Here is a 25,528-nt window from a genome sequence, read left to right as displayed (position 1 = left end):
CGGGCGGGACGCGCTAGGCGTCGGCGGCCATGTCCTTGATCTTCTCGATCAGGGCCAGCCGGCCCTTGTGGTCGCCGGCGATCGGGGTGATGTTGAGCGTGGTGACGCCGGACTCCTTCATCGCGGCGAGCCGGTCGCGGACGTGCCCCTCGGAGCCGATCAGCGACATCTTCTCCAGCAGCTCGTAGGGCACCTTGGCGGCGGCCTCGTCCTTCTTGCCGGCCAGGTAGAGGTCCTGGATCTCCTCGGCCTCCTTCTCCCACCCGTAGCGGCGGCAGAGGTCGTTGTAGAAGTTGCGGCCCTTGGCACCCATGCCGCCGATGTAGAGGGCGGCCATCGGGCGGCCGAACTCCAGGTAGCCCTGCACGTCCTCGCCGATGGCCAGGGCCGCCTGGCCGACCACGTCCAGCTCGCCGAGCGCCGGGTCGCGCTTGGCCCTGCCCGCGGCCAGCGAGGCGCCCCACACGTCGGCGGCCTTCTCGGGCAGGTAGAAGATCGGCTCCCAGCCGTTGGCGATCTCGGCGGTCAGCTCGACGTTCTTCGGGCCGATCGCGGCGACCAGGACGGGGATGTCGGCCCGCACCGGATGGTTGATGATCTTGAGCGGCTTGCCCAGCCCGGTGCCCTGCCCCTCCGGGAGCGGCATGGAGTAGTACTTGCCCTGGTGCTGGAGCCGCTCGCGCCGCCACACCTGGCGGCAGATCTCGATGATCTCGCGGGTGCGGCCGAGCGGGGCGTGGTAGGGCACGCCGTGGAAGCCCTCGATCACCTGCGGGCCGGACGCGCCGATGCCGAGGGTGAACCGGCCCTCGGAGACGTAGTCCAGGCCGGCCGCCGTCTGCGCGAGCGCGGTGGGCGTGCGCGAGTAGATGTTCAGGATGCCGGAGGCGATCTCCAGCCGCTCGGTCTTGGCGGCGATGTAGCCCATCTGGCTCACCGCGTCGAAGCTGTACGCCTCCGCGACGTACACGATGTCGAGGCCGGCCTTCTCGTAGTCGCCCAGTTCCTCGACGGTCTCCTTGAAACCGCCCGAGTAGCTCAGGGCCATCCCGATGCGCATCCGGCATCCCTTCCATAAAACCGAATTAGATTCCAGTTGAACGTAACGTAGTCGCGGCGGTGCCGTCAGGCCAGGGCCGGTCCGCGCAGCGCGGCCAGCGCCGGCCGGTACAGATCGGCGCGGATCCTGGCCACCACCTGGCCGTTCTTCGGCGCCAGCCCGGCGGCCAGCTCGATCGCGGCGGGCAGCACCGCCTCCTCGGCGGCGGTCCGCGCCACGATCCCGGCGGCCTGCGCCTCCTCGGCCGCGTACCGGCGGCCGGTGACCATCGCCTCGTGCGCGGCGGCGGGGGCGAGGCGGGCCCGGATCAGCGCGTTCATGCCGGGCGTGAAGGTCATCCCGAGATCGACCTCGGGCAGGCAGAAGTAGCCCCGGCCGGTGCGCATGACGGCGAGGTCGTGGGCGAGGACGAGCATGCCGCCGCCGGCGAAGGCGTGCCCGTTCACCGCGGCGACCGTCGGGAGCGGCAGCGACAGCAGCCGGGCGTACAGGCCGTTGACCCTGCGCAGGTACTCCTCGAGGTGGTCGCCGTTGGCGCCGAGCCACTCCAGGTCCAGCCCGTTGGAGTAGAACCTGCCGGTCCCGGTGGTGACCAGCGCCCGCGGCCCCTGCTGCTTCTCGACCTCGTCGAGGGCGCCGTCCACGGCGTCCAGGAGGTCGGGACTGAACCGGTTCTCGCCGGCGTCGAGCCGCAGGACGAACACGTCGCCGTCGCGCTGGAGGTCGATCACGCAGGTCTCCTTCGTCTGTGCCTGACCCGACCTTACTGGTCGGTAGTAGACGAGCGTCCGTCCCGGCCACGCTTTGCTATGACGTCCGTCATGGTCAAGGCGAAGTGCTTATGATGAATGTCATAATCAATGGTCATGGGCACGGACAGCCGGGAACGCATGGTGCGCAGCGCCGCCTACCTCTTCCGCGAGCGCGGTTACAGCGGGACGGGGTTCCGCGACGTCATCGCGCACAGCGGCGCGCCGCGCGGGTCGATCTACCACCACTTCCCGGGCGGCAAGGTGCAGCTCGCCGAGGAGGCGGTCCGCTACGCCGGCGACTTCCTCAACGCGGGCATCCTGGCGGCCACCGAGGGCGGCGACGCGGCGTCCGCCGTGGACGCCTTCGTCGGCTGGTGGCGGCAGGTGCTGATCAAGAGCGAGTTCCGGGCCGGCTGCCCGGTGGTCGCGGTCACCGTGGAGTCCCACGAGGAGGCGCCGCAGCTCGCCGCCGCCGCGGCGGCGGTGTTCGACCGCTGGCAGGACACCCTGGCCACCGGGCTCGGCAACGCCGGCGTCCCGGACGACCGCGCCGCCCGGCTGGCCCGGCTGATCGTGGCGGCGGTGGAGGGCGCGACCATCCTGTGCCGCGCGCACCGCGACGTCCGCCCGCTCGACGACGTGGTCACCGAGCTGAAGGAGATGACCCGCGCGGCCGTCCGGGACGACTGAGCCCGCGCCCCCGCCCGCCGGGACGCGCGGTCACGCGGTGGGAGGGGTCTCCTCGGCGAGGAGGGCGGCGACGGCCTGGAGCGCGAGCACGTACGAAAGCATCCCGAACCCGGCGATCGTGCCCGTGGCGACGCCCGCGACGACGGAGGTATGGCGGAACTCCTCGCGCGCCGCCGGGTTGCTGATGTGCACCTCGATCAGCGGCGCGGTGCGCTGGGCGAGCGCGTCGCGCAGCGCGTACGAGTAGTGCGTGAACGCGGCGGGGTTGAGCACCACCGGGAGCCGCTCGTCGGCGGCCTCGTGCACCCAGCGGAGCATCTCGGCCTCGTCGTCGGTCTGCCGCACCTCGACGTGCAGGTCGAGGCGGCGGCCGGTGTCGCGGCACAGCGCGGCCAGGTCGTCCAGCGTGGCCGCGCCGTACACGTCCGGCTCGCGGGTGCCGAGCCGGCTCAGGTTGGGGCCGTTCAGCACCAGCACGCTCTTCATCGGCTGATCTCCCGGTAGGCGGCGGCGAGCAGCGTCTCGGCCGGGCCCTCCAGGCGGCCCGGCTCGGCCAGGCCGTCCAGGACCACGAACCGCAGCGTCGCGCCGCGCGACTTCTTGTCGATGGTCATCGTGGCGCGCAGCTCCGACCAGGCGTCGGCCGCGTAGGCGACGGGCAGGCCGACGGAGGTGAGGATCGCGCGGTGCCGGTCGACGACGTCCTGGCCGAGGCGCCCGGAGAGGCGGGCCAGCTCGGCCGCGTAGACCATGCCGATGGCCACGGCGTGGCCGTGCCGGAACCGGTAGTCCTCGGCCTTCTCGATCGCGTGCGCGAGGGTGTGGCCGTAGTTGAGGATCTCGCGGAGGCCGCTCTCCCTGAGGTCGTCCGACACCACGTTCGCCTTGACCCGGACGGCCCGCTCGATCAGCTCGCGGGTGTGCGGGCCGTCGGGGCGGGCGGCGCCCGCCGGGTCGGCCTCGACCAGCTCCAGGATCCTGCGGTCGGCGATGAAGCCCGCCTTGATCACCTCGGCGAGGCCGCTGACGTAGTCCTCGCGCGGCAAGGTGACCAGCGTGGCCAGGTCGCAGAGCACGCCGGACGGGGGGTGGAAGGCGCCGACGAGGTTCTTGCCCTCGGGCAGGTTGATGCCGGTCTTGCCGCCGACGGCCGCGTCGACCATGCCGAGCAGCGTGGTCGGGACCGGCACCACCGGGACGCCGCGCAGCCAGGACGCCGCGGCGAAGCCGGCCAGGTCGGTGGTGGCGCCGCCGCCGACCCCGACGACCGCGTCGGTGCGGGTCATGCCGAGCTCGGCGAACCGGGACCAGAGCCCGGCCAGGACGCCGCTCTCCTTGGCCGCCTCGCCGTCCGGGACGGGCAGCGCGTGCACCGCGTACCCGGCCTTCTCCAGGACCCCGCACACCGGGCGGGCGATCTCGGGGAGCCCCTCGGCGTGCACGACCGCGACCGTGCGGGTCCGGCCGCCGAGCAGACCGGGCAGCTCGCCCAGCACACCGCTGCCGACGACGACGTCATAGGGGTCGGCGCCCCCGACGTGGACGCGCGTCTCGGTCACGGGAGCTCCTTGACGATCTCGTCGGCGATCTCGTCGGGGGTGCGGCCGTCGGTGTCGACGTGGACGGTGCCGAGCCGCTCGTAGACGGGGAGCCGCTCCTCCAGCAGGGCGCGCAGCCGGCTGCGGGGGTTGAGCACCAGCAGGGGCCGCGCCGACGCCAGCCCGACGCGCTTGACCGCCTCGGCCAGCCCGACCTTGAGGTAGACCACGGTGTGGCCGGCCAGCAGCTCCTGCGTCTCGGCCGACAGCACCGCGCCGCCGCCGAGGGCCAGGACGCCGTCGTGCTCGGCGAGCGCGGCCCGCACGGCGGCGTGCTCCAGCTCGCGGAAGCGCTCCTCGCCGTCGTCGATGAAGATCTCGCCGATCGGCTTGCCCGCCGCGGCCTCGGTGTCGGCGTCGGTGTCGCGCAGCACGACGCCGAGCCGCTCGGCCAGCGCGGCGCCGACGGTGCTCTTGCCCGAACCTGGCGCCCCGATGAGGACGGCCCTGGGTTGCGTCATCTCTGGCCGGCTCTCTACTTGATCGTCAGGGAGGACAGGTAGCCCCGCGCGTTGCGCGCGGTCTCCTCGACCGAGTCGCCGCCGAACTTCTCCAGCGCGGCGTCGGCCAGCACCAGCGCCACCATCGCCTCGGCGACCACGCCGGCGGCGGGCACCGCGGTGACGTCGCTGCGCTGGTTGATCGCCTTGGCGGGCTCGCCGGTCTTCACGTCGATGGTGTCGAGGCGGCGCGGCACGGTCGAGATCGGCTTCATCGCGGCGCGGACCCGGAGCGCCTCGCCGGTGGTCATGCCGCCCTCGACGCCGCCGGCCCGGTTGGTGCGGCGGCGGACGCCGTCCGGGGTGGCGTCGATCTCGTCGTGCGCGCGGGAGCCGGGGCGGCGCGCGGTGGTGAAGCCGTCGCCGAGCTCCACCCCCTTGATCGCCTGGATGCCCATCAGGATCCCGGCGAGCCGGGCGTCGAGCCGCCGGTCCCAGTGCACGTGGCTGCCGAGGCCGGGCGGGAGCCCGTAGGCGAGGACCTCCACGACGCCGCCGATGGTGTCGCCGGCCCGCTTCAGCTCGTCGACGTGCGCGACCATCGCCGCGGACGCCGCGGCGTCGAAGCACCGCACCGGGCTGTCGTCGACGGCGGCGAGGTCGCCGGGGCCGGGCAGCAGCCCCTCGGGCGCCTCGATCTCGCCGAGCGCGATCACGTGGGAGAGCACGTCGACGTCGAGCGCCTGCTTCAGGAACGCCTTGGCGGCGGTGCCGAGCGCGACCCGGGCGGCGGTCTCGCGGGCGCTGGCCCGCTCCAGCACCGGGCGGGCGTCGTCGAAGCCGTACTTCTGCATGCCGACCAGGTCGGCGTGGCCGGGGCGCGGCTGCGACAGCGGCGCGTTGCGCGCCTGCGCGGCCAGCGTCTCGGCGTCGACCGGGTCGGCCGACATCACCGTCTCCCATTTGGGCCACTCGGTGTTGCCGATCTGGATCGCGACCGGCCCGCCCTGGGTCACCCCGTGCCGGACCCCGCCGAGGATCGTCACCTGGTCCTGCTCGAACTTCATCCGGGCGCCCCGCCCATGCCCGAGCCGGCGGCGGCGCAGTTCCTCGGCGATGTCGCCCGAGGTCACGCGCACGCCGGCCGGCAGGCCCTCCACAATCGCGGTGAGGGCCTGGCCATGGGACTCCCCCGCGGTCAACCAGCGCAGCATGGGGACGATCCTATTGACTCCGTGCACCCGCCGGGCACGTGTCCACCTTGTGAGAACCGGGCGACCGCCGTCACAGTGGCTTGATCACCTCAGCGGCGGCCCGCTGGGCGAGGGCGACACGCTCGGCGCCCGGCATGCGCTCGGACGGATCCTTCGGAGCGAACGCCACTTCCACCAGCACGTTACGGACACGGAACACCACACGCCCCGGCGTCCCGTCCTCCACGTAAGCGGCGAACGCCTGCTCACCCAGACCCGTCACGGCGCGGAAGTACTTCTCACCGCCTCCGCTGATCGGCTCCTCCGCCCGCGAGTTGAGGTGCAGCTTCAGGTAGGCCCGGGTCGCGGCCTGTACAGCCTCGTGCGACGACCGCCCCGGGAAGGGCGTCGCGACGACGCTCAGCGCCCGGTGCTCGGACTTCCACACGCATCCGGACGCCTCCGGCTTGTCGGACGACCCCAGCGGACCTATATCCCTGGTCACGCTCACATCGGAGTCTGTCTCGGCCTTGCCCTTGACGATCTGTTCCACCATCCCCGTGGGGATCAGGGCGCATCCCCCGGGGAGCTTCGTCTTGGCAGGAGCGGCGCCCGGCGCCGGGGGCGCGGCGACCTTCGGGGACCGCACGGAGGCTCCGAGGGCCCGCGCGGCGTCGGACGCCGCCCGCAGCGCGGGCTTCATGTCCCCCACCCGCTCGAGGTCCAGTCCGTCGTCCTGGTACTCGACGCTGCCGACGGCGTTCCCGAACCTAAAAACGATCTTCGTGTCGAGGCCGGTGACCAGCGCCACGGCCTCGTCGGCCAGGCCCTTGACCGGCCGCTGGCGGGTCTCCTCGGAGGCGGCGGGAAGCCGGTCGACCGCCCGCGCCGCGGGAGTGTTCTTGACCCAGGGCCCGCTCCGGGTGAGCCCGTCGGCGATCCGGATCTCCTCATCGTTCAGGGTGCCGGAGGCCATGGTCCCGCTTCCGGGCGGTGAGGCCGGTGAGGTCTCCTCCAGTTCCAGATGGAGCGAGACGTTGAGGGTGCGGCGGTTGCGCTCCCCCAGCCGCGTGGTCCATGCGCACGTCCCCTGGTCGCCGTTCTCGTTCATGTCGGCGTGCCCGACGACCGCGTCGACCGTGGCGGAGGCGATACCGCAGTTCGAGGGGAGCGAGGTGATGAGCGGACGGGCCGGGACGGGGTCGGGCGCCGCGGGCAGCGGGGCCCGCTCCGCCGGGACGGCCCGCAGCGCCTTCGCCGCCTCGGCGGCCACGGTGTAGGCGGCCCGGACGGCCCGGTCGCCGGACATGGCCGGTTCTCCGTTCTTGGTTCCCGAGTAGACGACCTCGACCACCACGTTCCGATCCCGGAAGACCACCCTCCCAGGTAGGTCGTCGGCGTCGTTGAGCGATCCGCCGAGTACGCCGAACGCCTGCTCCCCCGGGCCGGTCAGCGCATGGAACTCCTTCGGCTTGTCCAGGGCCGCCGATTGGTGCCCCTCTCGCGTCAGCCGGTGCCATTGCAGGAACCAGCGGGACGCCGCACGGGCGCCGTCACCCGGTTCCCGGTCCGGGACGGTGCCAACGGTGACCATGAGGGTCCGGCTCTGCCCCGATACGTCGAGCACCTGCCATTCGCACGAGTCGGTCCTCGCTCCGGACACTCCGTCCAGGAGCGTTCCGTTGCCACGGGAACGGAACGCCCCCCTGGCCACCTTGTCGAGCGTCCTCCCCGGAACGAGGTCGCAGGGACGCGGCACCCGCGTGATCGCCGGAGGACCCGGCGGCGGCGCGCTCGCCGGAACGGGCCGTGCGGGCAGCTTGAGCCCGGTGGCCACTTCCGACGCGGCCGTGAGCGCGCCCTTCATCGCGTCCCGCTCGGACATCGGCTGGGGGATGCGCTTCCCGGCGATCTCGCGCTGACCCCCGTACAGGATGGTCACCGGGGTGCCGCCGGCCTGGAAGACGACCTCGGCCACTCCATCGTGCCTGCGGACGGAGTACCGGGCGAGCGCCTGGTCGTCTCCGAGGCCCGCGAGGACCTTCGGCGGCCGGGGGCTCATCGCGAAGGCCGGGTCGGCGGTGGTGGTGGCCAGGATGCCGCTCATCGCGACGCCGTCGGTTCCGGCCGCGACTCTAAGCCGCCACTCGCCCCGGCGTGAGGAGTACCAGGAGCACTTTTCGAGCCGGTCTTGTCCGCCGGGCACCAGGGCGTCGACGGTGGCCTTGGACACCCCGCAGCCGCCCGTCATCGGCCCTCGGGCCGGCGAGACGGGGTCGGACCGCACGGGCAGCGCGGCCAGAGCGCCCTCCGCGAGACCGCTCGGCTCGTCCGCGGAGAACCTGGCGACGACGAGCGTGATCACCAGGAGCAGCGCGGCTGCTCCGGCGACGGCCGCAGTGAGGCGGCGGGCCTTCGGCGGGAGGGGCATGGACGCTCCGTGGGAGGAGATCGGACGGTCATCCGGCTATGACACGCCCAGCCAGGTGAAAGTTCGTCCGTTCCGATCACGGCCCCGGGTCCCGGGCGGGATCACCCTCCGGACTGCGGCTCGTCCCACGACTCGTAGCGGACGAGGTCGCCGAAGGGTTTGCGGAGGGTGCGCAGGCGGGCGGCGTCGGTGCCGTCCTCCGCGCCGGGCTCGGGGTGGCCGAGGGTGATCAGGCCGACCACCGCCACCTCGTCCGGGAGGCCGACCAGCTTCTTCAGCTCCTCGGACCGGCGGACGGTGGAGAAGCCGGTGACCAGGCCGGCGTCGATCGCGGCGAGCTGGATCAGGGTCAGCAGCGCGCCGGCGTCAACCCACCAGTACGGCGCGGGCCAGAGCATCTCCTCGCCGTCCACCAGCTTGTCGGGCTTGGTGTAGCGCTCGTGGTAGGCGTCCTCGCTGACGCCGAGCACCATGAGGACGGGCGCGACCGAGAGCCAGCGGGGCAGGCCCCGCTGCACGTACCAGTCCTCCTCGGCGATCTCGGCGATCCGCTCGCGGGTCGCGGGCCCGGTGACCACGAGGAGGCGGTGGCCCTGGCTGAAGCCCGCGCTCGGCGCCCGCCGGACGAGCCGGGCGATCGCCGCGACGGTCTCGGGGTCGACCGGGTCCGCGCTGTAGCGGCGCACCATCCGGCGCCGCCGCAGTACCTCGCTGAAGTCCATCGGGTCCTTCCTGTCGGTCACGGCCCGTGGGGGGCCGGGGTGAGCGGGTAGCCGTAGCGGGCCAGGAGCGGGGCGGCGATCACGGTGGCGAGCGCGCGGTCGCGGCGCGGCTGGGTGCGGACCCACGCGTCGTCGGCGCGGACGCGGACGGGGCCGCGGTGCAGCCGGTCGGGGTTGCCGGTGACGGTGTGGTTGACGCCGAGGTCGGCGACGCCGTCGGCGCCGACGGGCGGGTCGCCGTCCAGCCCGGCCCGCTCCATCACCCGGCGCAGCTCGTCCCGGGGCCGCGCGGCGAAGTCCTCGTAGCGGAGCCGCTGGTAGCGGGACGGGAACGCGCGGCCGACCCGCTCGGACGCCAGGTTGAACCCGACCCAGTAGCCGGTGCTGCGCACCGGGCCCATCGGCGGGATGTACCGCTTGGCGCGCCGCCACGACTCGGCGGTGGCGCGCGGATCGCGGACCACGTGCAGGATCCGGGCGTCGATGCCGGGCGCCCCGCACAGCGCCGCGGCCTCGGCGGGGAACTTCCCGGTGTCGATGATGAGCCGGGCGCCCGACTCCTCGGCGATCGCGCCGTACAGCCGGACCAGGTCGCCGACGGCCGGGTGCGGGGCGGCGGCCCCGCGGGCCTCGGCCAGCCTGCGGCCCGTGTGCCGGGTGCGCAGCGCGGCCTGCTGCCGCCGGACGGCGCGTTCGGCGTGCGGGGCGGGCTCGTCGCCGGCGAGCCGGTCGAGCACCCCGGTCCACAGCGGGCACGCGTCGACGTCCCGGCCGCATCCGCACTGGGTGTTGGTGCCGCGGCCGAGGACGCCGTTGGTCCACAGGTAGCGCAGCTCGCCGGTGTGCAGCGCGCCGTCCACCTCGCCCAGCAGGTTGCCGAGCAGCGTGGTCCCGCTGCGGCACCAGCCGGTGACGTACAGGACGCGGATCACCGCGGCCGTCCGGACCGGGCCCCCATCACCTTGCCGACGGCGCGGACGAGCTGGTCGCGGTCGCGTTCGGTCAGGTTCGCCGACAGCGGGATGTCGACCGACTCGTCGAGCCGCGCGGCGGTGACGGGGAACTCCGCGCGGGCCCGGTCGGCGTCGGGGAACAGGAAGCGCCAGTTCCAGAAGGCGCGGACGTTGGTGTCGCCGGGATCGCCGAGCGCGCGCGCGTCGATGCCCTCGGCGCGGAGCGCGGCGGCCGTCCAGGCGGACGCGCGGGCGTCCGCGCCGGGGATCCGGAACACCAGCGCCTCGCCCAGGTAGGCATGGTCGTCCACGGGACGGCGCAGCGCGATGCCCGGGACACCGGCGAGCCGCTCGGCCACGTCGTCGTAGTTGCGGTGGTGGGCGGCCAGCCGCTCGGGCAGCCGGCGCAGCATCGAGCGGGCCAGCGCGGCGCGGATCTCGTCCATCCGCAGCCCGAAGATCGGCATGGCCAGGTCGTCGACGGGCGGCGGCCGGCCGTCGTAGTGCCGCGCCATCCGGCCCTCATAGGCGCCGGAGTAGACGACCGCGCGGGCGTGCACGTCCGCGTCGCCGGTCACCAGGAAGCCGCCCTCGCCGGTGTTGAGCGACTTGTCGGACTGGGTGCTGAACGCGCCGACGGCGCCGAACGTGCCGAGCGGGCGTCCGCGCAGGCTCGCGCCGAGCGCGGGCACCGCGTCCTCGACCACCGGCACGCCGTGCTCGCGGGCGACCGCGCAGACCGCGTCCATGTCGGAGGCGAACCCGCGCATGTGCACCACGACGATCGCCCGCACCTCCGGGGTGAGGCGGCGCCGCAGGTCGTCGACGTCCAGGTGCAGGTCCTCGTCGCACTCGACGAACAGCGGGCGGTGCCCGGCGAGCAGCACGGCGCTCGGCGTGGCCGCGAACGTGAACGCCGGGCAGGCGACCAGCGACCCGGGCGGCAGGTCGAGCGCGAGCAGCCCGAGCGCGATGGCGGTGGTGCCGCTGGCGCAGGTCAGGGCGTGCGGGGAGGAGAAGAACGCGCACAGGTCGCGTTCGAGCCGGCCCGTCTGCGTCTCGGCGTACGGGCGGTGGTCGTAGCGGAAGTACAGGCGGGACCGGATCGTCGCGAGGGCGGCGTCCAGGTCCTCGTCGTCGATGAAGACGTCGCCTTTGTCGTAGGTGGGCCAAGGGTCGGTGCGGACCGGCTCGGCGCCGTCGATGGCGAGCAGGCCGGGCTGCACTCCGGGCTGGACGTCAACGGTCATGGCGTCTCCTCTGCGGGGAACAGGAGCGGGGGGTCAGGGGCGTCCGCGCGGGGGCGCCAGCACGAGGACGGACGGCACGACGTCCGGCCGGGCCGATCGCAGCAGCCCGTACCCCACGCCGGCGAGGCCGGCCAGTAGTCCGGGCGCGGGCGCCGGCAGAGCGGTACGCCAGGGACCCGCCGGGCGGCTGGATGCGGGGGTGCTCACCAGGGGGGCGTCCGCCAGGGGGCCGTCCAAGGCGGTGAGCAGTTCGAGGTGGCCGGACGTGCCGTGGCAGAGCGAGTCGTCCAGCGGCGGCGGGCCGTTCCGTACGAGCGCGGCGAGTTCTTCCAGAGACCGCTCCAGACGTTGCCGTACGGGGATGGACTCGTAGACCGGGCCGTCGCGCAGCTCCAGGCGTGCGAGAGCGGACCCGGTCGCGCCCTGGCACCAGCCCGTGTCGGTGCCCGGACTCTCCTCGGCGGCGACCAGTGCCCGCGCGCGGGACGCATATCGGGCATCCGGAGCGAGCGCGTGCAGGCGGGCCAGGGCGACCGCCGCGCCGGACGCGCCGTAGCCGAAGCCCGGCTCGGTGAGGTCGGCCTCCAGCAGTCGCTCGGCGGCGGTCCGCGCCACGTCCAGGGCGCGCGCGCTGGGAAGCGCGGCGTGCAGGGCGAGCGCGGAGAGCAGGGTTCCGGCAGCGCCTTCGAGGACGTCCGGTGCGGCGCCGGGCGGCGGCGGGGTCAGCAGCGCGTCGCGGGCGAACTCGGCGAGGCCGGGCCGGCCGTGGACGGCGGCGGCATGGGCCAGGTGGTAGACGGCGCCGGGCCCGCCTTCCAGTCCGGGCCGCCGGGACGCGGGCAACCAGGCCGCCTCGCGGCAGCGGTGCACGACCTCCTCGGCGACGCGCACCGCCAGGTCCCGGGCCCAGGCGTCGGGGACGGCGGCGGCCAGGTATGAGAGGAACAGCCCGATCCCGGGCAGCCCGCCGTAGAGGTCGAGCCCTGCGGGCGCGAGCCGGCGGGACCCGGCGTCGACGACCTCGACCGTGACCCATCCGATCCGGTCACCGGCGCGAACGGCGGTCTCGTCCAGCCGCCGGGCGATCCGGACCGCCTCGTCCAGCGCCGTCCCGCCGTCCGTGGTCGGGCGGGGGCCGGGGGGCGGAGCGGGCCGCGGGGTGGGGTGCGGGGCGTCCTCCAGGACGGAGAGGCTCGCGTCGATGACGTCCGTCTGGGCCGCCAGGTCGTCCGGCCCCATCTCCGCGAGGCGTGCGGCGATCTCCTCCAGCGGCGAGACCGTGAGGACGCCGGGCAGGCGGGTGCCGTCCTCGAGCCACACGTCGTGGTGCCCCGGGCGGATCTCGAAGACCGGGACCTCGCCGCGCCACAGCGCCGCCTTCTCGGCCGCCACCAGCGCGTCGCGGTGCGGCACGCCCGGCCAGCCCGCCGCCAGCCGGTCCAGGCCGCGTTCGCGGGCGGCGGCGTCGCGGAGCGCGTCCGGCCGCCAGCTCTCCAGCAGGAGCCTGACGTAGAGGAACGTCGAAAGCTGGATCAGCCGGACCTGCACGTCCGCGCAGCCGTCCAGCGGCCCGCCCCGCGCGAGCAGGCCGAGTCCCGTCGCGGCGAGGCGCCGGTAGGCGAAGGTGTACCCGGCGACGAGGTCGTCGCGGTGCCGGCGCGGATCGGCGGTGCTCCCGTCCGGCAGGCGGAGCCGCCCGGCGGGCGGCGGGACCGTCCGGTACCCGAGGCCGACCCGCATCCGGTCGGTGCCCGGGTCCTCGACGATCGGCGTCGGGATGAGCGATCGGCGGACGGCGGCGGTGCCGAGCGGGCTGATGTCCACGCCGAACGGGCGCTCGGTGCCGACGTCGGGCATCACCAGCGGTCCGGGGAGCAGCCCGGTGCGGAGCACCGACCCGTCCAGCCGCCCGGCCGCGGGGTCGCCGAGCCGCGCCCGCTCCAGCATCGGCCGGGTCCGCTCGGTGTGGAAGAGCGCCTCGAGGTCGATCACCACCGGGTCGGCCCCGGCCGCGATCACGTTGTCGGCGTGCAGGTCGTAGCCGTGCACGGCGTGGGTGAGCGCGAGCAGCGCGCCGATCCGCCAGAAGTAGCCGGGCAGCCCGGCCTCGGGGCACGGCTCGGCGGTGATGTACTCGCTCCAGCCGCGGTCGCCCCGGTCCAGCAGCACGGGACGGCGCAGCGCGTGCGCGGGGGCGGCGGCGTTGAACCAGCCGAGCAGGCGGTCGAAGCACAGGTCGACGGCCAGGCTGCGCGGCTTGTAGACCACGGTCGCCCGCTCGAACCGGACGAGCGCGACGCTGCGCCCGCCCCGGTGGGTCTCGGCCGCGCCGAACGCCACATCGACCAGCGGTCCGAGGGTCCGGCCGTCCCGGTCGTCGTGCGCGGCCCGGTCGTCCTGGTCGGCCCGGTCGTCCTGCGGGTCCGCCGTGCCGAAGGCGGCGGCGAGGGCGTCGAGGTCGGCGGTGAGGTCGCGGGCGAAGGCCAGGCGCGCGGCCACCCAGTCGTCGAGCATCTCGACGACCTGCCGGGCCAGCACCGGGTAGGCGGCCCAGACCGCCAGCGCGGACGCGGGGTCGCGGAGGCCGCGGGTGAACGCCGCGTACCGCTCCTGCGGGGTCGCGCCGCCCTCCGGCCGGTCGCCCGCGCGGACGGCGGCGAGCTCGCGGGCCAGCGCGGGCTGGACCGCCATCGTGAGCCAGCCGAGCGGGGGTTCCCGGACGAGCACGCCCGGCAGGCCGTCCGGGCCGTCCGGGCCGAGGTCGGTGAGCAGGCATTCGCGGAGCGTGCGGCGCGCGTCGGCGATCAGCGGGCGGGCCGCCTCCAGCAGGCCGAGGTCGGCGGGGAGCCCGGCGCCGTCGGCGGGCGACTCCCAGGCGATGCGGAAGCGGCGGTGCCACTCCGGCTCGGCGGGTCCGGGCGCCTCCGCCCCCCGGACGGCGCGCTGCCAGGGGATGCCCGCGTCGCGGCGCGCGGGCGCCGTGGTCACCGGGCTCATCCGCGGTCGCCCGGAGCCTCGGCCCCGGCGGTCCCGGCCCCGGCGGTCCCGGCCCCGGCGGTCCCGGCCCCGGCGGTCCCGGCCGCGCGGGCGGCGCGACGCGGGCAGTGGGGCGCGGGACGGTCCGCGGGACGGGAGCCCGTTCCGAGTACCTCGTCCAACACCGGGTCCACCCATTCGTCGCCGTCATTATCCAGATGCGGCACGTCCACCACCTCGAACGGGAAGAAGTCGATCGCAGGGCCGTTCTACCATGATCCATTTTTTCGGACAAGATTCCGGGGGGACCCTTTTCTTCGGGCCGCACATTGCTTACTCTCCAACAGCGAGGTGCAAGATCGGCATCACGTGAATATCGGCCGGCCCGAGATCCGGGACGGACGCCGCAAGCTTGGCTGATGGGAGTTCTGCGTGCTGGACTACCTCATCGACGACCCCGCACTGCGGGCGCGGAGCCTGGGCGAGGAACTCGCCGTCGCGGTCGCCCGCGCGAACGGCGGCGACGCCGCGATCCGGGTGCGCACCCCGCTGACCACCCTGTTCCCCCTGGCCTCCACCCGCCCGCGGCCCACGGTCCGCGAGCAGACCAAGGGCGGGACGGTCGCCGACGAGGCCCTGCGCTACGTGCGGGAGGGCCGGGACGAGGCCGGCGGCGCCGAGAGCGGCACCCGCTACCGCACCACCCCCGAGGCCGCCTTCCGGCCCACCGTCGCCAAGGCCGAGCTGACCGAGATCTCGGTGCGCGTCCCGGTGCCGGCCGAGGTGTGCTCCGATCCGGCCCTGCTGGCCAGGTTCGTCGAGCACCGCGTCGTCGTCCGGCTGTGCACCGTCGAGAACGAGGTGCTGCTGCACGGCAGCGACGACGGCGCGATCCCCGGCCTGCTCCGCCTGGACGGCCTGCGCCACGTCTCCGCGCCCGGCCAGGGCGACGGCGACGCGCGAGCCGGCACCGTCCTGGACGCGCTGATGACCGGGTGCGCCGAGGTGGAGGAGACGGGCGGCTCATGCGACGGGCTGGTGATGCACCCCGCGCTCTACTGGCGGCTGGTCGGCGCCGGCGCGCTCCCCTCGCTGGACGCGGCGGGCCTGCGCATCACCCGGACCCGCATGATCGAGCGCGACCGGGTGCTGCTGGGCGACTTTCGCGCGGGCATCACCCTGCTCGACGGCGAGGTCTCCACGGTGACGCTGAGACGGTCCGGCGAGGAGGCCACCATCACCGCCTCGATGCGCCTCGGCCTGGCCGTGCACCTGCCCCAGCACTTCGTCCTGCTGGGCCTCTGAACCGCATCCCCTCCGGGCCTTCAGGCCCCCCGCCGCCCCGGAGTCCCGACCGGCGGGACTCCGGATCCGTCACAACGTGGAGGTGAGCCATGACCACCCCTCCGTGGTAAACCCGCCGTGGCCATCGGCACCTGCGACGAGTTCGGAGGTGAACGCATGCGCACGAACACGTGGTAAACCATCGCCCGCATAATGCGGATCATCCGACCCCCGTGGAGGTGGACAAATGCGCACGATGCCTTGGTGAGTCACCATTGATCGCCGAATGATGCGACCGGACGGGCCCGGGAAATGAAAATGCGCCCTTCCTGTTCAGGTGCGGCTTCCGCAATTTCCGCACCGATGGGAACCTGTCGCACATCGGCGATGCGAGCGCCGCATTGACGTGATCGGCGCCCCGTCGCCCGCGGCTCCCCCGGAGCCGCGGGCGACGACCGTTCGGGCGCCCGCTCAGTCCTCGTCCACGGCTTCGCCGGCCCGCTCGGCGGCGTCCCGGCCGGCGTCATGGCCGGGCTCCCCGGCGGCGCGTCCGCCGGGTGCGGACGGGATGGGAGAGGCCGCGCCCGCGAGGGCCGTGGCCACCAGGAAGGCGGCCAGGCCCGCCCAGGCGACGCGGAACGCGCCCTCCGCCGGGTCGTGCAGCACCGCCGCCAGCGCGCCGATCCCGACCGCCGCCCCGGCGGACCGGGACAGCATGACGAGCGCGCTGCCGCTCCCGAACCGGTCCGGCGGGACCTCGGCCATCGCGAGCGGCCCGATCGCCACCGACGCGGCCGCCATCCCGGCGGTGCCGACGACCAGCGCGGGCAGCAGCACGACGGCGTACCCGTCCGCGCCGGTGAGCGGCCCGGCGAGCAGCGGCCAGCACCAGCCCGCCGCGCCGACCAGCCCGCCCGCGACGATGATCCGCCTCGAGCCCACCCGGCGGACCAGCGGGCCGCTGCCCCAGGAGACGACGGCGGACGTCAGGGGCCCGGGGGTGAGGGCCGCCCCGGCGGCCAGCGCCGAGTACCCCCAGCGCTCGGTCAGGAACAGCGCAACGCAGAGCACGACCGCGAACTGCGTGACGCTCAGCAGGGCCATCGCCGCGTTTCCCGCCGCGGTCGGGCCCGCCCTCAGCAGCGTGAAGTCGGCGGCCGGACGCGGGTGCCGCAGCGACCTGCGCACGCCCCAGGCGGTGAGCGCCAGGCCCGCGCCGAGCGGGCCGAGGACGCCGCCGTCCGTCCAGCCCCGGCCGGGGCCCTCCACCAGGCCGAGGACCAGCGCGGCGATACCGCCCGCGAGCAGGACGATCCCGATGAGGTCGGGCAGCCTCCGGCCCCCGGTCCCCGTCCCGGCCCCCGGGCCCGCGCCGCCCGCTCCGCCGCGGGCGGGGGCGCCGGACCGGATGCCGAGCGCGCCGCACGCCAGCGCGAGCGCGCCGAGCGGCAGGTTGATCAGGAAGATCCAGCGCCAGCCGCCGAGGGCCAGCAGTGCCGAGCCGAGCGCGGGCCCGCTCGCGCCGGCCACCCCGCCGACCGCGCCGAGCAGCCCGAACACGTGGCTCGGCCGGCCGGGGAACTCGCTCAGCCCGACCGAGATCGCCTGCGCCACCACCGCGCCGCCGCCCACGGCCTGGAGCATCCGGGCCAGCACCAGCCCGAGCGGCCCCGGGGCCAGCGCGCAGGCGAGCGAGCCCGCGGTGAACACCGCCAGCCCGCCGAGGAAGATCCGCCTGGCGCCGAGCCGGTCGGCCAGGCCGCCCGCGGGCAGCAGCACCGCGGCGAACACCACGGTGTACCCGGTGATCGTCCAGGACAGCCCGGCCAGCGTGCTGCCGGGGAAGGCGCGCAGCAGCCGCGGGATCGCCACGCTCACGATGTTGTAGTCGATCACCGCCATCCCGTTGGCGAGGATCACCGAGGCGAGCGCCAGGGCCCGCCGCCGCCGCGCGGCGCCGGGCCCGCCCCGGCCGGGTGATCCGGCCGGGGCGGACGGTGCGGCGCCGGCGCTCACCTCGGTCCGGCGGCGGCCTTCCGGGCGGCCAGGTCCTCCTCCAGCGCGCGCTTGCGGACCTTCCCGGTCGGCGTCTTGGGCAGCTCCGCGACGACCTCCAGGCGGTCCGGCTCGTACCCCGGCGTCATCCGGGCCTCGCGCACCAGCCGCTGGAGGTCCTCCAGCGCGGGCGGCTCGCCGTGCGGGACGACGACGGCGACCACGGTCTCGCCGAGCAGCGGCTCGGGCTCGCCCACCACGGCGACCTCGGCGACCCGGGGGTCGGCGCGCAGGATCTCCTCCACCGCGACGGCCGGGACGTGCAGCCCGCCCTTGTTGATCATGTCCTTGGTGCGGCCGATGATCTTGAGCCCGCCGCGGCCGTCCCGCCGGGCCAGGTCCCCGGTGACGAACCAGCCGTCGTGCAGCGCCGCGGCGAAGACCTCGTCGGCCCCCTCGTACCCGAGGCACAGGTTGGCGCCGCGGACCTCCAGCCGGCCGGGCTCCCCGTCCGCGACCTCGGCGCCGTCCTCGCCGACCAGCCGCATCTGCATCCACTCGACCGGGCGCCCGTCGCTGTGCGCCGCCCAGTCCACCGGGTCGTCGGCGCCGCTGATGGTCACGCCGCCGTTCTCGGTCATCCCCCACAGCGAGCGGACCGGGAGCCCGAACGTCGCGTAGAACCGGCCGGGCAGGCCGGGCGGGATCGGCGTCGACCCGGTGACCATGTGCCGCAGCGCGTGCCGCCGCGGGCGCTCGCGCTGCTCCTCGACGAGCTGGTCCAGGACCGCCGGGGTGAAGTACGCCGCGGTGATCCCGTACCGCTCGGCGAGGTCGAGGAAGTCGGCGGGCCGGTACGCGTCCGACCACACCGACGCCGCGCCGACCAGCAGCGGCGACAGGAGCCCGTACAGCCAGCCGCCCTGGCCGCCGATGATGCACGGCGTGGAGAGCACGTCGTCCGGGCCGAGCCCGAGCGGATCGGTGTAGGACCGCGACATCGCGTACAGCGTGTTGAACGAGTGCCGGACGCCCTTGGGCCTGCCGGTCGTCCCGGAGGTGTACATGATCTGGAAGACGTCGTCGCCGGCCGGCCGGCGGTCGCCGAGATCCACCGCGGGCGCCGACAGCAGGCTCTCGAACCCGACCGCTCCCTCCGGGACCTCGTCCCCGACGACGATCTGGTGGCGCAGGCCGGGCAGGCGCTCGCGCATGCCGGCGATGGCGGCGGCCACCTCCAGGCCGCGCACCGTCCCGAGCGACACGACCGCGCAGGCGCCGCTCTCGCGGAGGATCCACTCGGTGTCGGCCGCGCCGGTGGCGATGAAGTACGGCACCACCACGGCGCCCGCGCTCGCGCAGCCGAGCGCGAGCACGGTCGCCTGCCACTGGTTGACCACCTGCATCGCCACCCGGTCGCCGGGGCCCACCCCCAGCGCCACCAGCCCGGAGGCGCAGCGGCGGGCGGCGTCGGCCAGCCCGGCGTAGGAGAGGGTGACGTCCGGGCCGTCACCGGTCTCCCAGAACCGGCTCACCACCGCGGTCCGGTCCGGCGTGTCCCGCGCCCACCGGTCGAGATCGTCGAGGAACGTCGCGTCCCGCCACCAGCCGCGCTCCCGGAACAACGCCCGATCCTGGAAGTTTGTCACCATCAGCCCCTTCCGTACCCGATCTCTTGATCATGACCAGGGACGGGCCGCAGGGACAACGGCCAGTGTTGACGAACTCGGGCGCCCCGCCTAAGGCAGCTCGCGCCAGTCGACGACGCCCCCGACCAGGTCGCGCACGGCGGCGAGGAGGCCGAGCCGGTTGGCCCGCAGCGCCGGGTCCTCTGCCATGACCATCACCTCGTCGAAGTAGGTGTCGATCGGCGCGGCGAGCGCGAGCGCGGCGGCGGTGAATCCGGGCAGCGCGGGCCGCTCGGGCAGCTCGTCCCGGACCCGGATGAACGCCTCGTGCAGCGCGCGTTCGGCGGGCTCCTCGAACCGGGCGGGCTCGTACGCGGGCGCGGTGCCGCCCGGGACGATGCGCAGGACGCGCTGCAAGGCGGTCGCCAGCCGCTGGAAGCGGGCCTCGCCGAGCAGCTCGCCGAGGTCGGCGGCGGCCCGCTCGGCGTGGGCGGGCGTCCCGGCGTGCGGGAGCACGGCCCGGACGACGTGCACCGGATGCCCCTCGTCCAGGAGGGCCTGCTCGAGGCGGCGGGCGACAAAGCGCTCGGCGTCCGCGAGCGCGTCCGGGGTCACTTCGACCGGCTGGTGCCGCGCCGCGATCGCCAGGCCGTCGCCGACGGTGACCGCCGCGAGGCGCGGCCGGGCGCGCAGGATCGCGGTGAGCCCCAGCGCGGCGCGGCGCAGCCCGAACGGGTCGGAGCTGCCGGTCGGCGCCGACCCGACCGCGAACAGCCCGGCGAGCAGGTCGAGCCGGTCGGCGACGGCCAGGAGCGAGCCGGGCACGCCGGACGGCGGTGCGTCGCCGGCGGAGCGCGGCAGCTCCATCTCGTACAGCGCCCGCGCCACCGCCTCGTCCTCGCCCGCGCGGCGCGCGTACTCGCGGGCCATCGTCCCGGCCAGGCTGGACAGCTCGATCACCATGGACGAGGCGAGGTCGAACTTGGCGAGCTCGCCCGCCCGCCGCACCACGGCCGCGTCGGCGCCGGTGAGGCCGGTCCGGCCGGCGAGTTCGGCCGCGATGGCGCGGATCCGGCCGGCGCGGTCCACCATCGAGCCGAGCCGGTCGGTGAAGGTGAGCTTGCCGAGCCCCCGCCCGATCTCCTCCGGAGTGCTGCGCAGGTCCTGCTGGAAGAAGAACGCCGCGTCCTCGTAGCGGGCGCGGAGCACGGCCTCGTTCCCGGCCCGGACGGCGTCGCGGTCGCACTCGCCGTTGGCGACGGTCACGAAGTGCGGCAGCAGCCGGCCGCCCTCGTCGCGCACCGGCAGGTAGCGCTGGTGCTTGCGCATGACGGTGGTGAGGATCTCCTCGGGCAGCTCCAGATAGCGCCCGTCGAACGAGCCGAGGATCGCGACCGGCAGCTCGACCAGGTCGACGATCTCCTCGACGAGCGCGCGCTCGCCTGCGAAGTCGACCGTGCCGCCGGCGAGGCGCGCCAGCGGCCCCGCGGCCTGGGCGACGCCCTCCCGACGGCGTTCGGCGGACGGCTCGACGCCGTGGGCGCGGAGCGTCGCGACCAGGTCGGCGGCGGCCGGCACCGGGACCAGGGGCTCGTCCGCGGTGCGGTGCACCCGGGTGGTGCGGCCCGCGGTCATGCCCGCCACGGTGAACGGGACCTCGTGCTCGTCGAGCAGCGCGACCAGCCAGCGGATCGGGCGGGCGAACGACAGGCCGGGCGCGTTCCACCGCATGTTCTTGCCGGCGCGGAGCCCGGTGACGATCGCGGGCAGCACCGCGGCGAGCACCTCGGCGGCGGGGCGCCCGGTGACCTTGCGGACGTACCCGGCGTACTCGCCGCCGGCGACCGTGACCGTGCCGACGCCCGCCGGGTCGATCCCGTGGCCGCGTGCGAACCCCAGCAGGGCCTTCGTCGGAGCGCCCTCGCCGTCGTAGGCGGCGGCGACCCGCGGCCCCTTGACGACCTGCTCGGTGTCGGGTTCGCGCGGCTCCACCCCGGTCACCACCACGATGACGCGGCGCGGCGTCGCGTATACGGCGGTCCCGGACGCGCCGGTGTACAGCCCGGTCTCCTCCAGCGCCCGCCGGACCCGGCCCGCGACCTCGTCGGCGGTGCGCGCGACCTCGTGCGGCGGCAGCTCCTCCACCCCGATCTCCAGCGCGAACGTGCCGGGCGCGGTGATCTCGGGCGGCGCGGCGGGCGCGGCGGCCTCGGCCGGGCGCGCGGACGCGTCGCCGAGCGGGTGCTCCAGCTCGGCGCGGCGCTCCACCCACAGCTCGGCGACCTCGTGCGCGAGGCCGCGCATGCGGGCGAACGCGCGGGCCCGCTCGGTGGTGCCGATCGCGCCGCGCGAGTCCAGGACGTTGAAGGCGTGCGAGCACTTCAGCACATGGGTGTGCGCGGGCACCGGCAGCCGCGCGTCGATCAGCCGCCGCGCCTCGCCCGCGTACGCCTCGAACAGCTCGCGGGCGGTCCCGATGTCGGCGTCGTCGAGGTAGAAGCGGCTCATCTCGTACTCGGCCTGCCCGAACGCCTCCCCGTAGGTGACCCCCGGCGCGTACTGGATGTCCTTGAAGTGCGCCACGCCCTGGAGCGCCATCATGATGCGCTCCATCCCGTAGGTGATCTCGACCGACACCGGGTCCAGGGTCAGCCCGCCGGACTGCTGGAAGTAGGTGAACTGGGTGATCTCCAGCCCGTCCAGCCACACCTCCCAGCCGAGCCCCCACGCGCCGAGCGCCGGGGAGGCCCAGTCGTCCTCGACGAACCGCACGTCGTGGGCGCGTAGGTCGACGCCGAGCGCGGCCAGGCTGCCGAGGTAGAGCTCCTGGGCGTCGCCCGGCTCCGGCTTGAGGATCACCTGGAACTGGGTGTGGGTCTGGAGCCGGTTGGGGTTGTCGCCGTAGCGGGCGTCGTCGGGCCGGACGCTCGGCTCGGCGTAGGCGACCCGCCACGGCTCCGGGCCGAGCACGCGCAGCGCCGTGGACGGGTTGAGCGTGCCCGCGCCGACCTCGGTGTTCATCGGCTGCGCGACGAGGCAGCCGTGCCCGGCCCAGAAGCCGGTGAGCCGGATCAGCGCGTCCTGCATGGTCAGCACGGGGGTGGTTCTCCTTCGGGGTGGGATCCGCTCAGCCTACGGGGGCCGCGCCCCCGGGCCCGGCCGGACCGGCCTCCAGCCCCCGCCGGATCGCCGCCTCGACCGGCGACCCGCCGCCGCGGACCGGCGCGGCGGGCGCCAGCGGCGGCTGCGCCATGAAGCGCGGCCGGCCGCCCCGGTGCGGCTGCGCGGCGTGGACGAGGAACGGATGGCACAGGTAGACGTCGCCCGCGCGGCCGGTGGCGAGCGCGACCGGCCGGTGCTCGGTGGCCTGGACGGCGCGTCCGGCCAGCTCCATGAAGCCGAGGCCCGCGTCGCCGGCGGGCTCCAGGATCGGCGGGACGTCCAGGTGGGAGCCCACTCGGATCCGGGTGGGCGCCTCGTCCTCGCCCACGTCCGACAGCAGGAACAGCATCAGCAGCGCCCGGCCCCTCGACGCCACGTTGACGCGGTAGGACATGAAGTCGGCGGGGTCGTCGCCGGGGAAGCTCGCGTCGATGTGCCAGCCGTCGTCGCCGGGCGCCTCCTCGCTCGGGAAGCGCACCGGGAAGGTGCCGAGGCTGCCGCGCGGTTCCCAGCGGCCCGCGCCCACCAGCGCGTCGAACGCGGCGTGCAGCCGGGGCGTGTTCGCGGCGCGGCGGAACGGCTCCTGGGCGTAGTCGCCGAGGCGGACGACGGAATGCGTCCAGGTGGAGGGGTCGTCCGGGTCACAGCCGGTGTCGCGCCAGAGGACGTCCCGGCACTCGGCGGCGAGCTCGCGCGGGAACGCCTCGTCCACCCGCACGAAGCCGTTCTCGACGAACGACGCGACCTCGGAGGCGGCAAGGGAGGTCACAGGGGTCTCAGGGGTCTCGGAGGTCATCAGGTCAGCATGCCGACCGGCGTCGCGCCTGGACAACCGGTTTACGGCGCGTGGACGAGCACCGCCGCCAGCGCCGCCGCGAGCATGTACGGGCCGTACGGGACCATCGTCTTGCGCCCGGCGCGGCGGAGCAGCAGCAGGACGACCGACACCACCCCGCCGAGCACGAACGTCCCGTACATGCCGAGCAGCCACGCGTCGGCGCCGAGCCAGCCGAGGTGCAGCCCGAGCGCCCCGGCGAGCTTGACGTCGCCGCGGCCGAGCGCGTCCGGCCTGATCACCCACAGCACCGCGAACAGCAGCCACAGGGCCGCCATCCCGATCAGCGCGTGGACGTACCGCGCGCCGCCCCCGGCGGTGAACGGCGCGGCGGCGCCGAGCAGGACGGCGCCGGTGGCGTAGGAGCCCAGCGTCAGCGGGTCGGGCAGCGTCCTGGTCGCCAGATCGGCGATCGCCAGCGCGCTGCCGGCGGCGCCGAGCACCAGGAAGGCGGGCAGCTCGGGGCGGGCGCCGATCCGCCAGGCCAGCGCGGCGAGGACGGCGGCGCACACGAGTGCGGCGACGGCCGGGCGCCGCCTGAGCGCGGCGATCCACTCGGCGCGCGGCGGCCGGGCCGTTATGGGCGGCGCTGCTCGGGGGGCCTCCACGCGGCCGACCCTACCCGCCGCACCGCTCGCCCGAGCACGGTCGGCGTCCGAGCCGCCGGGCGAGGAAGCCGGGCCGAGCTTGAAACATCCTCAGCGGCGGACGATGCTCAGCTCGACGCCGCCGACGACCCGGCCGCGCAGCAGCTCGGCGAGCCGGTCGGAGACGCGCCGCACGGTGGCCTGCTCGTCGTGCCCGGGGACGACCGCGAAGCGGACCGCCAGCTCGGCCTCGACTCCGGCCGACACCCGCACGCCGCTGACGGACGCGTCGGCCCCGAAGGCGGCCTCGATCGCGGCCAGCACCTCCGGGTCCTCGTGCGGCGGCGGGACCGGGCGGCCCTCGGCCAGCAGGTGCAGCCGGATGCCGTCGACGGCGAGCGGCACCGGGCCCGCGACGTCGAGGACCAGCGCGTGCGCGCCCTCGTCGAGCGCGGCCAGGCACGCCTGCCGGGCGTGCACCGCGACCGGGCGGGCGTCGGCGCGCCACGCCCGCATCGCCGCGGCGGAGGTGAAGGCGGGCACGCCGCGGCGGCCGTCGTCGCCGACCAGCGTGGGCAGCGCCATGTCGCTGGACTTCTCGCGGCGGAGCTCGCCGGGGGCGACGTCCTCCTCCTCGGTGAGCACCGCGACGACGGGCACCAGCAGCCGGGCGCCGGCGAGCCGCTCGAGCACGGTGTGCACGGCGACCCGTCCGGCCGCGTACCCGGTGAGGGCCTCGCGCAGCCTCGGGTCGGCGGTGCCGTCGTCGGCGGGGAACTGGGGTTCGGGAATGGTCAGACCGGACACGGCAGAGAGGCTATAACCTTCCACGACCGCTCAGGGTGTCCGGCCGGACACTCTCCGCTCACCCGAGGTCGGCGATCGCCGCGACCGTCCCCCCGCCCGAGGGGCCCTGGTGCACGGCGGCGACGGAGACGAACACGGCCGGATCGCCGGTGACCGCGGCGGCGACGCCGCCCACGCACGCCTTGATCTGGCGGTGCCAGTGCACGTCGGAGTCGTCCAGCATGATGTTGCGGCGGCCCCGGACCGAGCCGGACGGGTCGGCCTCGCACTTGATGAAGACGTTCACCACCCGCCCGTCCAGGTCGCCGGGATGCGGGCGCTCGGGCAGGTCGAGGCCGGCCGAGCGGATCGCGTCCCAGACGCCGTCGGCGTCGAGTGCGTCCTTCATCACACCGTGCCCGGCCCGGTACCGGCCGCCGATGCCGCGCACGTTCCCGACCACCACGATCTGGGCGCGGTCCAGCTCCACCCCCGACGAGCACGACGCGACCGAGGAGTACAGGGACAGGTCGCGGTGGATCGCGCCGGCCTCGGGCGGGTCGATCTCGCCGAGCGCGACGGCGATGCCGAGCGCGGTGGTGGAGTTGGACACGTCCATCGAGGCCAGCGTGTCCTCGGTGACCACGTCGTGGCCGCGGGCCCTGGCGTCGTTGATGGTGTCGAGGGTGAGCAGCGGCGTCTTGGTCTGCACGTAGTGCACGTCGGCGGGATCGTCGATCCCCGCGGTCTTCATCGCCGCGCGCACCCCGGCGGCGACGGTCTCCACCATCGCGGGCCGGCCGATGTCCTCGGGCCGGATGATCTCGCTCATCGCGACCCCGACCGACAGCCGCGGCTCGGCGGTGCGCGGCGCGGTGTCCGGATCGGTGGTGGCGAACACGGTGGCGTGCGGGCTGAGCACCCCGTCGGTGCCGCCCGACCACACCAGCGGGACCTCCGCGATCTCGGCGGCCGAGCGGGTGCCGCGCGCGAGCAGCACCTCGCGGAACGCCCGGTCGGCCAGCAGCCTGGTGTAGTCGTTGACGCCGCCGTTGCCCTCGGTCTTGCCGACCACGGCCAGCACCCGGTCGGCCTCCAGCACGCCGTCGTCGATCAGCCGGGCCAGGCCGGAGGCGTCGGTCACGCTCTCGATGGGGATCTTGCGGACTTCGATCGGGTCGGGCAC

Annotated in this window: 21 protein-coding genes; 2 read left to right on the top strand and 19 right to left on the bottom strand. The window is 75.1% G+C overall.

Annotated features, from left to right (window positions below):
• Positions 1-13: 13 nt before the first annotated feature.
• Together OHA34_RS36220 and OHA34_RS36215 are read right to left on the bottom strand one after the other, a co-directional pair.
• Positions 14-1,060 carry an LLM class F420-dependent oxidoreductase gene (locus OHA34_RS36220; RefSeq protein WP_329520136.1) on the bottom strand — a complete coding sequence of 349 codons (1,047 nt, stop codon included), beginning with the start codon at positions 1,058-1,060 and terminating at the stop codon, positions 14-16.
• Positions 1,061-1,125: 65 nt separating this feature from the next.
• Positions 1,126-1,791 carry an enoyl-CoA hydratase-related protein gene (locus tag OHA34_RS36215; protein WP_285936797.1) on the bottom strand — a complete coding sequence of 222 codons (666 nt, stop codon included), beginning with the start codon at positions 1,789-1,791 and terminating at the stop codon, positions 1,126-1,128.
• 135 nt (positions 1,792-1,926) lie between these two features.
• Here OHA34_RS36215 and OHA34_RS36210 point away from each other — a divergent pair, with 135 nt between their 5' ends.
• Entirely contained in the window at positions 1,927-2,502 is a 576-nt protein-coding gene (locus OHA34_RS36210; protein ID WP_285936798.1) for a TetR/AcrR family transcriptional regulator, read from the top strand.
• A gap of 30 nt (positions 2,503-2,532) precedes the next feature.
• Here OHA34_RS36210 and aroQ read toward each other — a convergent pair whose 3' ends face one another.
• The 10 genes from aroQ to OHA34_RS36160 form a co-directional block, all read right to left on the bottom strand.
• A complete protein-coding gene (aroQ, locus tag OHA34_RS36205; RefSeq protein WP_285936799.1) occupies positions 2,533-2,988 on the bottom strand; it encodes a type II 3-dehydroquinate dehydratase in 456 nt (151 codons plus the stop codon).
• On the bottom strand, positions 2,985-4,061 hold the full coding sequence (aroB, locus tag OHA34_RS36200; RefSeq protein ID WP_329520135.1) for a 3-dehydroquinate synthase: 1,077 nt from the start codon (positions 4,059-4,061) through the stop codon (positions 2,985-2,987). Before aroB ends, aroQ begins: the two co-directional genes overlap by 4 nt.
• The gene (locus OHA34_RS36195; RefSeq protein WP_285936801.1) at positions 4,058-4,561 is read right to left on the bottom strand and encodes a shikimate kinase; all 504 of its coding nucleotides are present in this window, start codon (positions 4,559-4,561) and stop codon (positions 4,058-4,060) included. The genes aroB and OHA34_RS36195 overlap by 4 nt, the downstream gene beginning before the upstream one ends.
• A 14-nt stretch (positions 4,562-4,575) precedes the next feature.
• A complete protein-coding gene (aroC, locus tag OHA34_RS36190; RefSeq protein ID WP_285936802.1) occupies positions 4,576-5,754 on the bottom strand; it encodes a chorismate synthase in 1,179 nt (392 codons plus the stop codon).
• Positions 5,755-5,824: 70 nt separating this feature from the next.
• Positions 5,825-8,164, bottom strand: a complete 2,340-nt coding sequence (locus OHA34_RS36185; protein WP_329520134.1) for a hypothetical protein — start codon at positions 8,162-8,164, stop codon at positions 5,825-5,827.
• A 101-nt stretch (positions 8,165-8,265) separates the two neighbouring features.
• On the bottom strand, positions 8,266-8,907 hold the full coding sequence (locus OHA34_RS36180) for a nitroreductase family protein (protein ID WP_329520133.1): 642 nt from the start codon (positions 8,905-8,907) through the stop codon (positions 8,266-8,268).
• Positions 8,904-9,818, bottom strand: a complete 915-nt coding sequence (locus OHA34_RS36175) for a sulfotransferase (protein ID WP_285936805.1) — start codon at positions 9,816-9,818, stop codon at positions 8,904-8,906. Before OHA34_RS36175 ends, OHA34_RS36180 begins: the two co-directional genes overlap by 4 nt.
• Positions 9,815-11,089 (bottom strand): DegT/DnrJ/EryC1/StrS family aminotransferase, encoded by a 1,275-nt coding sequence (locus OHA34_RS36170; RefSeq protein ID WP_285936806.1) that lies wholly within the window; start codon positions 11,087-11,089, stop codon positions 9,815-9,817. Before OHA34_RS36170 ends, OHA34_RS36175 begins: the two co-directional genes overlap by 4 nt.
• Positions 11,090-11,122: 33 nt before the next feature.
• The gene (locus tag OHA34_RS36165) at positions 11,123-14,077 is read right to left on the bottom strand and encodes a type 2 lanthipeptide synthetase LanM family protein (protein ID WP_329520132.1); all 2,955 of its coding nucleotides are present in this window, start codon (positions 14,075-14,077) and stop codon (positions 11,123-11,125) included.
• Positions 14,078-14,082: 5 nt separating this feature from the next.
• Positions 14,083-14,292: a hypothetical protein gene (locus OHA34_RS36160; RefSeq protein ID WP_329520131.1), complete on the bottom strand. Its 210-nt coding sequence runs from the start codon at positions 14,290-14,292 to the stop codon at positions 14,083-14,085.
• Positions 14,293-14,497: 205 nt separating this feature from the next.
• On the opposite strand from OHA34_RS36160, the gene OHA34_RS36155 reads away from it, so the two are divergent.
• A complete protein-coding gene (locus OHA34_RS36155) occupies positions 14,498-15,370 on the top strand; it encodes a family 3 encapsulin nanocompartment shell protein (protein WP_285936808.1) in 873 nt (290 codons plus the stop codon).
• A 450-nt stretch (positions 15,371-15,820) separates the two neighbouring features.
• On the opposite strand, the gene OHA34_RS36150 is transcribed toward OHA34_RS36155, so the two are convergent.
• From OHA34_RS36150 to OHA34_RS36120, 7 genes are all read right to left on the bottom strand, one after another.
• The gene (locus OHA34_RS36150; RefSeq protein WP_329520130.1) at positions 15,821-17,365 is read right to left on the bottom strand and encodes an MFS transporter; all 1,545 of its coding nucleotides are present in this window, start codon (positions 17,363-17,365) and stop codon (positions 15,821-15,823) included.
• Complete coding sequence (locus tag OHA34_RS36145) at positions 17,362-18,996, bottom strand: AMP-binding protein (RefSeq protein WP_329520129.1); 1,635 nt, start codon at positions 18,994-18,996, stop codon at positions 17,362-17,364. Before OHA34_RS36145 ends, OHA34_RS36150 begins: the two co-directional genes overlap by 4 nt.
• An 87-nt stretch (positions 18,997-19,083) precedes the next feature.
• A complete protein-coding gene (locus OHA34_RS36140) occupies positions 19,084-22,059 on the bottom strand; it encodes a glycine--tRNA ligase (protein WP_329522481.1) in 2,976 nt (991 codons plus the stop codon).
• 40 nt (positions 22,060-22,099) lie between these two features.
• Positions 22,100-22,930, bottom strand: a complete 831-nt coding sequence (locus OHA34_RS36135) for a phytanoyl-CoA dioxygenase family protein (RefSeq protein WP_329520128.1) — start codon at positions 22,928-22,930, stop codon at positions 22,100-22,102.
• A gap of 41 nt (positions 22,931-22,971) precedes the next feature.
• Positions 22,972-23,577, bottom strand: a complete 606-nt coding sequence (locus OHA34_RS36130; RefSeq protein WP_285936812.1) for a prepilin peptidase — start codon at positions 23,575-23,577, stop codon at positions 22,972-22,974.
• A gap of 90 nt (positions 23,578-23,667) precedes the next feature.
• The gene (locus tag OHA34_RS36125; protein WP_285936813.1) at positions 23,668-24,363 is read right to left on the bottom strand and encodes an SseB family protein; all 696 of its coding nucleotides are present in this window, start codon (positions 24,361-24,363) and stop codon (positions 23,668-23,670) included.
• A 58-nt stretch (positions 24,364-24,421) separates the two neighbouring features.
• On the bottom strand, positions 24,422-25,528 hold the full coding sequence (locus OHA34_RS36120) for a ring-opening amidohydrolase (RefSeq protein WP_285936814.1): 1,107 nt from the start codon (positions 25,526-25,528) through the stop codon (positions 24,422-24,424).

The organism is Spirillospora sp. NBC_01491 (assembly GCF_036227065.1).
Taxonomy (GTDB): Bacteria; Actinomycetota; Actinomycetes; order Streptosporangiales; family Streptosporangiaceae; genus Spirillospora; species Spirillospora xylanilytica.
The sequence above is the reverse complement of the archived record's forward strand: the minus strand, read 5'-3'. Positions and strand labels throughout refer to the sequence as shown.

Excerpts from the sequence above, each read along its gene's own strand:
- OHA34_RS36220 (WP_329520136.1), bottom strand. The coding sequence starts at position 1,060 with ATGCGCATCGGGATGGCCCTGAGCTACTCGGGCGGTTTCAAGGAGACC.
- OHA34_RS36210 (WP_285936798.1), top strand. The coding sequence starts at position 1,927 with ATGGGCACGGACAGCCGGGAACGCATGGTGCGCAGCGCCGCCTACCTC.
- aroQ (WP_285936799.1), bottom strand. The coding sequence starts at position 2,988 with ATGAAGAGCGTGCTGGTGCTGAACGGCCCCAACCTGAGCCGGCTCGGC.
- OHA34_RS36195 (WP_285936801.1), bottom strand. The coding sequence starts at position 4,561 with ATGACGCAACCCAGGGCCGTCCTCATCGGGGCGCCAGGTTCGGGCAAG.
- aroC (WP_285936802.1), bottom strand. The coding sequence starts at position 5,754 with ATGCTGCGCTGGTTGACCGCGGGGGAGTCCCATGGCCAGGCCCTCACC.
- OHA34_RS36185 (WP_329520134.1), bottom strand. The coding sequence starts at position 8,164 with ATGCCCCTCCCGCCGAAGGCCCGCCGCCTCACTGCGGCCGTCGCCGGA.
- OHA34_RS36170 (WP_285936806.1), bottom strand. The coding sequence starts at position 11,089 with ATGACCGTTGACGTCCAGCCCGGAGTGCAGCCCGGCCTGCTCGCCATC.
- OHA34_RS36145 (WP_329520129.1), bottom strand. The coding sequence starts at position 18,996 with ATGGTGACAAACTTCCAGGATCGGGCGTTGTTCCGGGAGCGCGGCTGG.
- OHA34_RS36140 (WP_329522481.1), bottom strand. The coding sequence starts at position 22,059 with ATGCAGGACGCGCTGATCCGGCTCACCGGCTTCTGGGCCGGGCACGGC.
- OHA34_RS36135 (WP_329520128.1), bottom strand. The coding sequence starts at position 22,930 with ATGACCTCCGAGACCCCTGAGACCCCTGTGACCTCCCTTGCCGCCTCC.